Origin of the sequence: Blochmannia endosymbiont of Colobopsis nipponica (genome assembly GCF_014857065.1) — a bacterium.
In the GTDB taxonomy this organism is placed as follows: domain Bacteria; phylum Pseudomonadota; class Gammaproteobacteria; order Enterobacterales; family Enterobacteriaceae; genus Blochmanniella.
In genome coordinates, this window is the sequence record NZ_CP046533.1 from 399,420 (window position 1) to 413,117 (window position 13,698).

The 13,698-nt window shown below is 31.5% G+C and carries 11 protein-coding genes and 2 tRNA genes; 5 read left to right on the top strand and 8 right to left on the bottom strand.

Translation table 11 applies throughout. The features are described 5' to 3' along the window. Positions 1–10: 10 nt before the first annotated feature. The 3 genes from tsaE to orn form a co-directional block, all read right to left on the bottom strand. Entirely contained in the window at positions 11–475 is a 465-nt protein-coding gene (tsaE, locus tag GN160_RS01825) for a tRNA (adenosine(37)-N6)-threonylcarbamoyltransferase complex ATPase subunit type 1 TsaE (RefSeq protein ID WP_192379916.1), read from the bottom strand. Between the two features lie 353 nt (positions 476–828). Next, positions 829–900 (bottom strand) — tRNA-Gly (locus tag GN160_RS01830). A 117-nt stretch (positions 901–1,017) separates the two neighbouring features. Further along, entirely contained in the window at positions 1,018–1,560 is a 543-nt protein-coding gene (orn, locus tag GN160_RS01835; RefSeq protein WP_192379918.1) for an oligoribonuclease, read from the bottom strand. 608 nt (positions 1,561–2,168) lie between these two features. Here orn and asd point away from each other — a divergent pair. After that, on the top strand, positions 2,169–3,011 hold the full coding sequence (asd, locus tag GN160_RS01840; protein ID WP_420021977.1) for an archaetidylserine decarboxylase: 843 nt from the start codon (positions 2,169–2,171) through the stop codon (positions 3,009–3,011). A gap of 48 nt (positions 3,012–3,059) precedes the next feature. Further along, positions 3,060–6,314: a miniconductance mechanosensitive channel MscM gene (gene mscM / locus GN160_RS01845; RefSeq protein WP_225624836.1), complete on the top strand. Its 3,255-nt coding sequence runs from the start codon at positions 3,060–3,062 to the stop codon at positions 6,312–6,314. 61 nt (positions 6,315–6,375) lie between these two features. Here mscM and epmA read toward each other — a convergent pair whose 3' ends face one another. From epmA to GN160_RS01865, 4 genes are all read right to left on the bottom strand, one after another. Continuing rightward, positions 6,376–7,356, bottom strand: a complete 981-nt coding sequence (gene epmA, locus GN160_RS01850; protein ID WP_192379924.1) for an elongation factor P--(R)-beta-lysine ligase — start codon at positions 7,354–7,356, stop codon at positions 6,376–6,378. A gap of 204 nt (positions 7,357–7,560) precedes the next feature. Further along, a complete protein-coding gene (efp, locus tag GN160_RS01855; RefSeq protein ID WP_192379926.1) occupies positions 7,561–8,130 on the bottom strand; it encodes an elongation factor P in 570 nt (189 codons plus the stop codon). A 139-nt stretch (positions 8,131–8,269) separates the two neighbouring features. Beyond that, the gene (groL, locus tag GN160_RS01860; protein WP_192379928.1) at positions 8,270–9,907 is read right to left on the bottom strand and encodes a chaperonin GroEL; all 1,638 of its coding nucleotides are present in this window, start codon (positions 9,905–9,907) and stop codon (positions 8,270–8,272) included. Between the two features lie 43 nt (positions 9,908–9,950). Then, positions 9,951–10,244: a co-chaperone GroES gene (locus tag GN160_RS01865; protein WP_192379929.1), complete on the bottom strand. Its 294-nt coding sequence runs from the start codon at positions 10,242–10,244 to the stop codon at positions 9,951–9,953. Positions 10,245–10,693: 449 nt separating this feature from the next. Between GN160_RS01865 and cutA the strand changes: the two genes are divergently transcribed. The 3 genes from cutA (at position 10,694) to metC (ending at position 12,672) form a co-directional block, all read left to right on the top strand. Continuing rightward, positions 10,694–11,038: a divalent-cation tolerance protein CutA gene (cutA, locus tag GN160_RS01870; RefSeq protein ID WP_192379931.1), complete on the top strand. Its 345-nt coding sequence runs from the start codon at positions 10,694–10,696 to the stop codon at positions 11,036–11,038. Between the two features lie 115 nt (positions 11,039–11,153). Beyond that, positions 11,154–11,226, top strand: a tRNA-Phe gene (locus tag GN160_RS01875). A 225-nt stretch (positions 11,227–11,451) separates the two neighbouring features. Further along, positions 11,452–12,672, top strand: a complete 1,221-nt coding sequence (gene metC, locus GN160_RS01880; RefSeq protein ID WP_192379933.1) for a cystathionine beta-lyase — start codon at positions 11,452–11,454, stop codon at positions 12,670–12,672. 1 nt (position 12,673) lies between these two features. On the opposite strand, the gene GN160_RS01885 is transcribed toward metC, so the two are convergent. Beyond that, a complete protein-coding gene (locus GN160_RS01885) occupies positions 12,674–13,414 on the bottom strand; it encodes a 1-acylglycerol-3-phosphate O-acyltransferase (RefSeq protein ID WP_192379935.1) in 741 nt (246 codons plus the stop codon). Positions 13,415–13,698: the final 284 nt, after the last annotated feature.

Consider the following 13,698-nt stretch of genomic DNA (forward strand, 5'->3'; position numbering starts at 1 on the left):
CTGATAAATTTCACAAATAAAATCCCTGTAATGACAATTTCTCCAATATTTCATTTCCAAGGGAGCTAAATGATTCTAAAACTACCTGCCGACCATCATCCAAATAAATTAAATTAATCGTAATGTCTGATTTAGGTAAAATTGGAATACCATTATCTGCCCATTCTATAACACAAATAGAGCCATCATTAAAATAATCCATAATTCCAATATGTCCAAGCTCTTCAACGTCTCTTATACGATAAAAGTCAAAATGATAAACAATACAGCGTTCTGTTTCATATATCTCAACCAATGTATAAGTTGGACTTTTTACAGAACCAGAATAACCTAAAGATCGCAGAAAGCCCTTACAAAGAGTAGTTTTACCAGTTCCAATCTCTCCCTGTAAATAAATCAAACTTCCTGGAATACAAACACAACCTATTATTCTACCCAACTTAATAGTATCGTATTCACAGGATAAAAAAAACATGCAGCCTCTCATAACACATTACACTGTCAGATAACTTATAAAATAATTAATCCCGATTAATTACCCATATCAAAAACAAAACATTACTGACATAAGCACACAAATTGCTGGTAAAATTAAGTGTATAATTATTTGGCAATAAAGCATTTAAATTTCTACAATATTTTGAAACATACCGAAACTTAGGTAAGAACCACCTCAAGATAGCAAACAGATTTAAATTAACGCTATTAATCAGCGAAAATATTTATGTCACTTACATGCATATCATGCATCAAAATTATAAAATTATATTTTAAATTGGTGATAACTCACACTCAATAAATGGACAATATTTACAAAATCTTAAAACCAGCGGGAAACGGGACTCGAACCCGCGACTCCAACCTTGGCAAGGTTGCACTCTACCACTGAGTTATTCCCGCATTAACTTAACTTTAAACAAAATTGCCAAAGTACAAAAAAAATACACATATAAATACTACCATCTCACAAAAACACAAAATCCAGTCATGTAATCTAAAAAAAACAATTTGCATAAGTTACAATAAACTAAGAAAATGGTTACGGTAATAGATCAACTCAATTACAGAATTTCGAATATCATCTAATGCTTGATGAGTTTTATGTATCATTAACTCATTTAAAATAACTGGTTTCCAACGGTAAACTAACTCTCTAATTGTGCTAACATCTAAACAATGATAATGAAAATAACTTTCTAATTGCGGCATATAACGAAACAAAAAACGACGATCTTGACCCACACTATTACCACAAATTGGGGATTTACCGCAAGGCACCCACTGTTTTAAAAAATCCAATGTTAAAGTAGCTGATACCTTTTCACTAAAACAACTTTTTCTGACCCTATCTATTAAACCAGTAGAAGTATGAGTACTAATATTCCACTGATCCATACATGATAACTGCTCATCTGATTGATATATCGCTAATACAGGACCTTCTGCAAGAACATTTAAATTCACATCAGTGACTAGAGTGGCAATCTCCAAAATTCGATCACAATCGGGATTCAACCCAGTCATCTCAAGATCAATCCAAACTAAGTTGTCCTCATTCATATAAACCCTATAAACATTATTTTTTGAAGAAACCGTGAGTCTTAAAGCTATATCGATACAATAAAGAAAATATTTAAGCAGTATACATCAAATTATATAAAAAACAACACAACAGAAAATAAAAAATCAAGTATTATTTGACAATATGGCCGTTGTTTCAATATGATATTGCGTAGCGATTAGAACTAAACTTTCGAGCATGATGGAGCTAACCAAAAATTAAACGACGTTACACTTGATGTAATAAACATGAGATAAACAATTTATCGATACTTAATTACAAAATTTATGAAATATAATTTTGAAAGTATAAGCACAGCCAATATAACATCTAGAACAGAAAATATGCTGAGCACATTTTCTGACAACCAACAACCAGTTACGACACTTATAGAGTATGACCTACGTCGTTCACAAAATACCCTTAAATACTTGTTAAAGTTAAAATTATGAAAACTATAATAATGCAAAGAATACAAAGTACAAAAGTCACCAAGTCCGTTGCTACAATCATAAAATTTTATGATATATAATTTTCAAAAATGTTGTCTTTAACCCAATACAATATATTTACTACAGCATCCTAAATGTTAAAGAAAATCAAAATAATGTCACAATACTTATTACCTAAGCGATGGCTCACCGAATTTATAGGATGTATGGCTGAATGGAAAGGAGGAATCATCACTCAATGGATAATTAAAATATTCATATACATGTATCAGATAAAAATGGATGAAGCACAAGAAACAGATGTAATGCAATATTCTACTTTTAACAATTTTTTTACACGTAAATTACGAGATGATGCTAGGCCTATTGACAAAGATCCGTTAATATTAACAATGCCCGCAGATGGAATAATTTCCCAAATAGGAAAAATTGACAAACAAAATATAATTCAAGCTAAAGGGCACTATTACAAACTAGAATCTTTGCTGGCAGGTAACGATAGTATAATCAATCGTTTCCGAGATGGTAATTTCTCTACAATATACCTATCTCCAGGAAATTACCATAGAGTACACATGCCATGCAACGGAACACTAAGGGATTCTCTGTATATACCTGGCGATCTATTCTCTGTCAATCCTATAATTGCAGAAAACATAACAAATTTATTTGCCCGCAATGAAAGATTAATTTGTTTATTTGATACGGAATTCGGAACAATGGCACAAATATTAATAGGAGCTATCATCATGGGAAGCATTGAAACCATCTGGGCAGGAACAATCACCCCTCCTCGAGAAGGAATTATCAAACATTGGCATTACCCACAAGCTAACGATATTAATGCAATAACTTTATTAAAAGGGCAAGAAATGGGATTATTTAAGTTAGGATCTACCGTAATTAATTTATTTCCTGAAGGGAAAATAATTTTCAGCAACCACATATACTGTGGCCAAATAAGCAAAATAGGCCTTCCTTTAGCAAACATAATTTGAAGTATAATCATCCATATTAATATGAAATGATTGAACATAATAAAAACAATGACATGTATTTTACGATTGATAATTATCCTGTATATGATAGGATATTCAACCAACCAGATATCTTCTACAGCATGTTCAGCAAATCAAATACAAAAAGACAATATAAAAAAATGCAATAAAAGCCAGGAAAATACAAATTTCACAGAAATAAAAACACATGAAGAACAATCATTTGACGATTACATAAAAAAATATCAAGTGGTCATTAGCGATTTTCTAATGCTACACCATCAATTGTACAAAAAGAAAAAAAACGAAATTAGCCTACCAATCCTAGAAAATATAGATATTTTATCTTCTATTAATGGATTAAAAAAAAGACTATTGCAGATAAAAAAACAAGTAACAGATTGTGGATTAGAACTGCAAAAAGAACAAAATCAAATAAACCATATTAATCAATCACTAATTATATTACCCGAAGAACAAAAAAAAGAACAAGAAGAATTGGACAATATAAAACAACAGATATCATCTTTAATATCTAATATTCCAATTAATCAAACTAAATTAACAGAATTAAAAATACAACAAACGAATAAAAAATTAAAAATAGCAGAACTAGAATTATCTAAACTTAATTTTAACAATCAACAAGAAATTCTAAAATTACGCATTTCATTGCTTAAAAAAAGACATAATCAATTGAATGAAGAATTACAAAAATTTATTAGCCAATTAATTGAATTACATCATGAAAAAACAAAAACAATAGAAAAAAACAGGATATTGTATAATTGCAAAAACGAACAATTATTAAATAGTTACAAACTTTCGAACGATCTCAATCAACAAATAAATAATATGCATTATATCAAGTCAAAACAACAACAAACCAATTCTTATATTACACAAAGTAAAAAAATACTTAACAATCTACTTGAACAATCACAATGGCTAGATAAATCTTCAACGCTGGGAAACAGCTTAAGAGCTCAATTATCTAAGTTACCAAAAATACCAAAATATCAACAATTAGATAATAATATGGTAAGATGGCAAACCAAAAGGTTAAAATATGAAAATCAGTTAAATGAATTACACTTAGAAGAATTACAAAATAAAAATGATGGCAATACAAAATTAACTATAGAAGAAAATAATACATTAATCACACAACTCAACATAAAAAAGGATCTTTTAAATTTACTAATAACTGGATGCGATACACAAATTCTTGAACTAACAAAACTTAAAATAGCATACGAACAACTTAAAAAAATAATTAAAGAAGTACAAAAAACCGCTCATCGAGCCTTATTTTGGACAGCAGACATTCGCCCTATTACCTCCTCATATCCTCTACAAGTATACAAAGACCTACAACAAATTTTGAACTACAACGCCTTAAAAGAGTTTAAAAACATATTAAAGGAAATATTTTTAAATAAAAAATCAATTATCTTATTAAATGGAAGCATAATATTAATCGGATTGCAAATTTATTTGCAACGTCACTACAATGATTATTTAACAATAGTTAGCAACAAAATAGGGAAAATCAGCAAAGACAATTTTTTATTCACTATCCACATCATATTTTGGTCCATAATTATATCTCTCCCCATACCATTACTATGGATAGCTATTACTTATAACTTCAAATATGCATGGACGCACCCTCTTGCAGTCACTATAGGCGATGCTATGTCTAACATGACGCCCGCATTATGGATATTTATCATAATTTTATATTTTGCAAAAGATAAAGGACTTTTTATTACTCATTTCAGGTGGTCAAAATTACAAATAAAAAAAGCACTACGCCATCATATCTCATTTTTTAGCATAATTACATTATCAATTATATCTTCAACAACATTTGAAAAATATAATGATCATCAATTCTATAATACACTTGGTCGTTCATTTTTCATACTATCGTGTATTTATATCACATTAATCACTTTAAATTTAAAAAAATCCAAACTACCCTTATACATTAATAAAAATGGAACTAAAGATAATGTAATAAACAAATTACTATGGAATATAATGCTATGTGCTCCTATCATGGCATCTTTATTTTCCTGTTGGGGATATTTGATGACATCTAAAATACTATTAACACAACTTGAAAAATCAATTGGTATTTGGATATTATTGCTTATAATATATGATATTATTAAACGCTGGATGTTTATACAGCACCGCCGAATAATATCAGAAAAAAACAAAAAAAAAGAGAATATAATATATACAGCACCACATAATCCTCAAAAAAATCTACCTAAACATACAATTAAAATAAATAAACAATATGGAAAAACAGATTATAATCTACATGTTATAAGCGCTAAATCACTACAATTGATACGATCTATCTTCAGTATTATTGCTGTATTATCAATAATAATTTTATGGTCTGAATTGCATTCAACATTTAGTTTTTTAGAAAATATCACTTTATGGAATGTCACATCAAACATATCAACAAAAGAAGATCCACATCGAATTACCCTTGGGGCAGCACTAATTTCTATTTTAGTATTTGTTATCACAATTAAGCTAGTAAGAAATCTGCCGTCATTACTAGAATTGATACTGTTACAACGCATAAATCTTACCCCAGGAACAGGATATGCAATCACCACCTTAACTAAATATGGTCTCATGTTATTTGGGGGATTAATAGGATTTTCATTTATTGGCATAGAATGGTCAAAGTTACAATGGTTAATTGCAGCATTAGGAGTAGGATTAGGTTTTGGTTTACAAGAAATATTTGCTAATTTTATATCAGGATTAATGATTCTTTTTGAAAAACCAATACGTATTGGTGATACTGTTACTATCCAAAATTTTACTGGTAATATTACTCGTATCAACACACGTACTACTACTATAACAGATTTAGATAATAAAGAAATAATTGTTCCTAATAAAGAATTTATCACTAAACAATTCACAAACTGGTCGTTAACAAATACAATAACGCGTGTAGTACTAAAAATACCTGTACCATTAAACATAAACACTGAAAAAATAACTTCTATTTTATTAGAAACTGTTAAAAATTGTCCACTGGTACTTGATGTACCATCACCTGAAGCCTATCTAACAGATTTACAACAAGGATTGCCAATATTCGAAATACGCCTATATACTGAAAAAATGAGCTACCGTATGCCTTTGCGACACCAAATACACACTCTCATCTTAAATGCTTATAAAACACACGGACTAGAATTACCATGTCCACCTTTCCAAATCCGTAAAGATCTAAATATTACTATTGAAAAATTCTCATAATTAAAATTACAACTATAAAACAAAACTTCGCATTTGGACATAAAAAATAAAAATTTTAAGGCTAAGCTCTATCTAATGGAAAAGCGATAACATCACTTAAAGAATCAGCTTTTAATGCTAACATAACTAAACGATCAACTCCCAAAGCTATCCCAGAACAATCAGGTAACCCAAATTCCATGGCAGATAACAAATTTTCATCAATTACTTGAGGAGGTAAATTAATTTTCATTCGAACTTCATTATCTCGCAAAAAACGTCGACGTTGTTCATGATGATCCAGTAATTCATAGAAACCATTTGCTAATTCTAATCCTTTATAATAAATTTCAAATCTTTCTGCTAATCTAATATCTTTAATATTAATTCTAGATAATCCAGCCTGCTCAACAGGAAAATGATAAACAAAAATAGGTATACTTTGACCTAAGTTAGGCTCAACAAGTACAGAAAATAGCAATTGCAGTATACTATTTTTATCATCATTCAATGAAATAGCATCAGATAAAGAACATTCAGATGCAAATTTATATAATGCTTCTCTATTACTTAATAAAGGATCAAAACCTACATATTTATTAAACACTGCTCTATAAGATATGAATTCAGGACTTTTATTAAAATTAAAAATATGTTCCAATAAATCATATGCTTCATGCATCAAATCATAAATATCATAATTAAGATGATACCACTCCAACATTGTAAACTCTGGATTATGATATCGACCAATTTCTTCATTACGAAAACTTTTAAACAATTGAAATATAGAACCACTACCAGCTGCAAGTAAACGTTTCATATGAAATTCAGGACTAGTCATTAAATAAAGTAATTTACTATTTATACCTCCAGCCAAAGTGAAATCAACCTGAAAAGAAGAAAGACCAATGTCAGTTACTGATGCTCGACTTAATATAGGAGTCTCAACTTCTAAAAAATTTCTATCAAAAAAAAATCTTCTTATTTTTCTTATAATTAAAGAACGCTGTACTAAATTGTCGATGGAAGAAGAAGGTCTCCATTCAATAGAACTATACATTAACTATTTATCTACTCAGACTTAAACTAAATTCTAAAATGCAAATTACGAAAATAAGAAAAAATCAACTTTATAACATCCGAAATAAAATAATATTACCATAATAAATATATAACAAAATTATAAAAATATAATTCTAATATAGAGACGAATCTTTACCCTCAAACTCTAAAACTTATATAAAATAATTCAACGAGATCATCTCTATTTAACCCTTGATATATAACGACTGAATCTAGTATCCACCTTTATTATTTCACCAACTTGAACAAAAACCGGCACCCTAATAGTAACACCAGTTATTAAAGTAGCTAATTTAGTACCTACACTAGTAACACTATTACCTTTAATTCCAGGGCTAGTATCTGTAACTTTCAAACATACAAAATTTGGAGGAATCACACTAATTGGTCGCTCACACCATAAAATTATATTATAATTAACTTGTTCAACCAACCATTTAGAATTATCACCAATAACTTCAAAATTTACAACTATTTGATCAAAATTTTCACAATTCATAAAATACCAAAATGTAGCATCACTATACAAATACACCGAGCTAACTTCTATTATATCAGCTGACTGTACTAAATCACCAGATTTAAAAATTTTCTCTAAATTTTTACCAGTAATCAAAGTGCGGAATTTTACCCTATTAAATGACTGTCCCTTTCCAGGTTTAATAAATTCATTATTAACAACAACACACGGCTCACTATCATACATAATCTTAAAACCAGGACAAAGCTGATTGATATTATAAAATACCATAAAACTTTCTATCGAAAAACTACCAAGAATCTAATGATCTCTATTCTAAATCACTAGAACCTTGGTAGTCTAAGCCAACAACAAGCCTTCTAACAAAAAAACCTATCTCTCATATAACCTATATATACATCATCAAAAATTACATCATACCACCCATATTACCAGCACCCGCGGCACCACTCAAGTCAGGCTTTTCCTCCTTAGGTAACTCTGTAACCATGCACTCAGTAGTAATCATCAACCCAGCAATAGAAGCTGCATACTGTAATGCTGAACGAGTAACCTTAGTTGGATCTAAAATACCCAATTCAATCATATTACCATACTGCTCTGTAGCAGCATTATAACCAGTATTACCTTCGCCAGATCTCACATTATTAGCGATTACTGAAGGATCTTCACCCGCATTATCCATTATTTGTCTCAAAGGAGATTCCATAGCACGCTGAGCTACTTTAATACCAACATTTTGATCTTCATTATCACCTTGTAAATTACGAATAGCGTTAGCTACACGAATTAATGCAACACCTCCACCAGCTACTACACCTTCTTCAACCGCAGCACGGGTAGCATGCAAAGCATCCTCTACTCTTGCCTTTTTCTCCTTCATCTCTACTTCAGTAGCCGCACCAACCTTAATAACTGCAACACCTCCAGCTAACTTAGCTACACGTTCTTGCAATTTCTCACGATCGTAATCAGAAGTAGCTTCATCTCTTTGTTGATTAATCTGAGCAACACGACTATCTATTGCAGATTTATTACCTACACCATCAATAATAGTAGTTGTATCCTTAGTGATAACCACACGCTTCGCTTGACCCATATCACTCAAAGTGGTCTTTTCCAAATCCAGGCCTATCTCCTCAGAAATCACAGTACCTGCTGTCAAAATAGCAATATCCTGTAACATAGCCTTCCTACGATCACCGAAACCAGGAGCTTTAACTGCAGTAACTTTTACAATACCACGCATATTATTAACTACTAGAGTAGCTAAAGCTTCACCTTCAACATCTTCAGCTATGATCAATAAAGGCTTTCCTGCCTTAGCAACCGATTCCAACATCGGCAACATCTCACGAATATTGGATATCTTCTTATCTACTAACAAGATAAACGGATTTTCCAGTTCAACCGTGCCACTTTCTGGCTTATTGACAAAATAAGGAGATAGATAACCGCGATCAAACTGCATGCCTTCAACAACATCTAACTCGTCTTGAAGACCAGAACCCTCTTCCACTGTAATAACACCTTCTTTACCAACTTTATCCATCGCTTTAGCAATTAAGGTACCAACAGTTTCATCAGCATTAGCGGAAATAGTACCCACTTGAGCGATAGCTTTAGGATCAGAACAAGGTACAGACATTCTCCTAAGTTCCTCAACGGCAGCAAGCACTGCCTTATCAATACCCCTTTTCAAATCCATAGGATTCATACCTGCAGCAACAGCCTTCAATCCCTCATTAACGATTGATTGTGCTAAAACAGTAGCCGTAGTAGTTCCATCACCCGCAGCATCGTTAGCCTTAGAAGCAACTTCCTTAACCATCTGAGCACCCATATTCTCGAATTTATCCTCTAATTCAATTTCACGAGCTACAGTAACACCATCTTTAGTAATAACCGGTGCTCCAAAAGACTTATCCAAAACCACATTACGACCTTTAGGCCCAAGAGTAACTTTTACTGCATCGGCTAAAACGTTCACACCACGAAGCATCTTAGCGCGAGCATCATTGCCAAATTTCACATCTTTAGCTGCCATTTCTATTTACCTTACAGTTATTCATCAAGTTAATCACGTAAAATCATTTTTCCACAATCGCCAAAATATCACTCTCTGACATAATCAAAACTTCCTCATTATCAATCTTCTCTGACTTCACGCCATACCCGTCATTAAAAATCACGGTGTCGCCAACCTTTACATCTAATGCTTTCACTTCACCATTTTCCAAAACACGGCCACGGCCGATAGCTAATACTTCACCACGAGTAGATTTACCCGCAGCAGAACCAGTCAAGACAATGCCGCCAGCTGATTTAGACTCAACCTCTTTACGCTTAACAATGACGCGATCATGCAATGGACGAATTTTCATTTAATACTCCTCTTAAGTTTATCATAAAATCGGTATCAACCTTGAGACGAATACCGAACTTAAACGCCTAAATTTCATCTACATCTGTCTACTTAGATGGGGACATTTAGTATGGCTTCAAGGGTTATCAAAAAATTTTTTTTGTAGCAATATAAAAAATTAGCCTTTACCCAATTGATGTAAGTAAACCAAAATAACGCACAAAAACTACAAGCCTCCACCGTCCAAAACTATCCCAACTAAAATGCGTCACAAACAAAACTTACAACATCAAAATCACCACCATTAACAGTTATAATAACCGAGATTGCTTGACACAACAATCCAATATAAGGTATTTTACTGTCACTTTTATTAGATTCGCAGCAGATGCTAACAACACTAAAATGGTCAATACAGTAATTTTATCATAGAAATGTCAGATTTGCAGCAGTAATAAATTATATCCTATGAATAAGCTTGACGATGAACTCATAATAATTTTGTGCACTGTACCTAACGATAAAGACACAGGGATTCGTATAGCTAAAAAACTATTAGAAGAGAACTTGACTCCGTGTGTTACTATGTTGAACAATGCTACTTCTTTATATTATTGGGAAAATGAACTAAAACAAAAACATGAGATCCAATTGCTGATCAAAAGTTACAAATGCCTAAAATCATCTGTTTTTGAGACTATTAGAAAGTATCATCCCTATCTCAATCCAGAACTGATAGCAATACCAATAGTTGGCATTAGCCATGAATATTTGACTTGGATTTATAATTCACTAAAATTATATAAAAATTAACATCGGATGATCAATATAATTGAGTGATGTGTATATCTGATATACGGATCATTCAAAACTATAGAAATGGTAACCTGCAAACCTTATATTGCAGATGCCAAAAGTTGTATAAGCTGCCCGGATAGCTCAGTTGGTAGAGCAGTGGACTGAAGATCCCCGTGTCCTTGGTTCAATTCCAAGTCCGGGCACATATCCGGTTAACAACCGATAATAGCTTCTTACTATAAGAAGAACTCTTCATAAGGAAGCAGTTTGAAACAAGCAGGTACTTATATATTTCCAAAATGCAAAAATAATTATAATTTACAAATATCACTTCAAGATAGTTAAATTTTCCATTACGCCCTTAAACTATGATAGAGTCAATAAATACTTATAAGATTAAACTAGAAGAAAAAATTTAGACTATTGCGATGACGAAAAACAAAGATAAAAAAATAGAAACATCTCTAATAACCACAGCTAGAGATGAAAAATATACTCAAGGATCCATAAACCCAGTAATTCAAAGAGCTTCATCATTAATATTCAGCTCGTATAAGAAAAAAAAACAAGCGGCTATTATTAACAATTGTGCTCAAGATAACCTATTTTACGGACGTAAAGGCACATTAACACATTTTGCTTTAAAAAAAGCGATGACCGAATTAGAAAATGGTGTAGGTTGTGCATTATATCCATGCGGTATGGCGGCAATCGCAAATTCCATTCTTTCTTTTGTATCTGCGGGAGATAATATTCTAGTAACAAATAATGTTTACGAACCAACCCAAAAATTTTGTCAACATATACTAAAAAAGTTACAAATTTCTACTACTTGGTTCAATCCATTAATAAGCGAAGATATCAGCCATCTGATAAAAGAAAATACTAAAATAATTGTACTAGAATCACCTGGATCCATAACTATGGAGATACAAGATATCCCCGGTATTATAAAGGCAGCACGAAGAAAAAAACCAGATATCGTAATTATGTTAGATAATACTTGGTCAGCAGGAGTATTTTTAAAAGCATTAGATATAGACGTTGATATATCTATTCAATCAGGCACCAAATACCTAACAGGTCATTCTGACGCTATGATTGGAACTGCGGTATCTAATGAAAGGTGTTGGGAGCAGCTATGTAAACAATCTTATTTAATGGGACAAATAGTTGATGCAGATACTGCTTATATGACATTACGAGGAATACGCACTTTGCACCTGAGACTAAAACAACATGAAAAAAACGCATTACAGATTGCTAAGTGGTTGCATACTAATCCTAATGTGCATAAAGTTAACCACCCAGCTCTGCCTGGAAGTAAGGGTCATGAATATTTTATAAGAGATTTTACTGGCTCTAGTGGATTATTTTCATTTATATTAAAACAAAAACTAAATTCACAACAACTAACAAATTATCTTGATAATTTTAAATATTTCCGTATGGCATATTCATGGGGAGGATTTGAATCATTAATTCTCATTAATCAACCTGAAGAACTAATGAACATTAGAATATCTGAAAAATTAGATTTCACTGGCACTTTGGTGCGCCTTCACATTGGTTTAGAAAATATTGAAGATTTAATTGATGATCTATATAATGGATTTAAACGTATTGAAGGATCATCAAAAGAAACATAGATTAATCAGATTTATTACTTAAATCTCGAGCAGCAATTTCAGTATTTAATTCATAAATTTTAGTTTTCATAAGATTATAACAATATTCAGTAAACATTCTCACCTGCTTAATATTATAACTGACAGTTTCTAATGGAGGCAAAATTTCAATAAGAACTACTCCATTATACAAACGATTAAGTTTAATTTTACCAACTGTGTTAGATACACAAACTGGTACTATAGGAACACCTGCAAAAATTGCAGCATAAAAAACACTTGTCTTAAAAGGTAACAAACCTCGACCTCGACTACGTGTGCCTTCTGGGAATATCCATAACGAAATATCTTCCCTTTTAACGCGACTAGCTAATTTCACGATAGCGTTATGAGAACCTAAAATATTATTACGATCTATAAATAAATTACCAGTTAACCAATACAACAATCCAAACAAAGGTATCCATAACAAACTTCTCTTGCCAACTGTAATAGTACGTGGTTTCACCACATATGTTAACAAAATCAAGTCATAATTATTTTGATGATTAGAAACGTAAATATAATTTTTAGCTAATTGCTTTCTTAATGGTTGACGCAATTCAATTTGAATACCAAATACTGGAGCCATTCTACTAAAAAAACGACTAAGAATAGCTGCATGAGCAGGATTCCTCGGACTTAATAAACAATAAACCGAACCAAATATACAGATAAAAACAGACAAAATTGAAATTAGCAAAATACGTATAACTGCCAACATATATCCCTTCCCAGAATTTTGAAATCAATAAACAATTAAATCTTTATTTTAAAAGATATCTTTGATCACAGAGTTTAAGAGTTAAACTCTAATGAATAAATATTACTAATAAAAAACCAAATAACACCTTACAACAATAAATCATATAGTTAACCACTTTAAATTCATAATGCACCGGGTCAAAACAAAGCAGAGCCGACTTACACTCACAGTGATTAGCAAATTAAAATTCCTTGAAGACATAACATAGTTAAACAAAGTGTTAAAAAATTAATATAAATAAA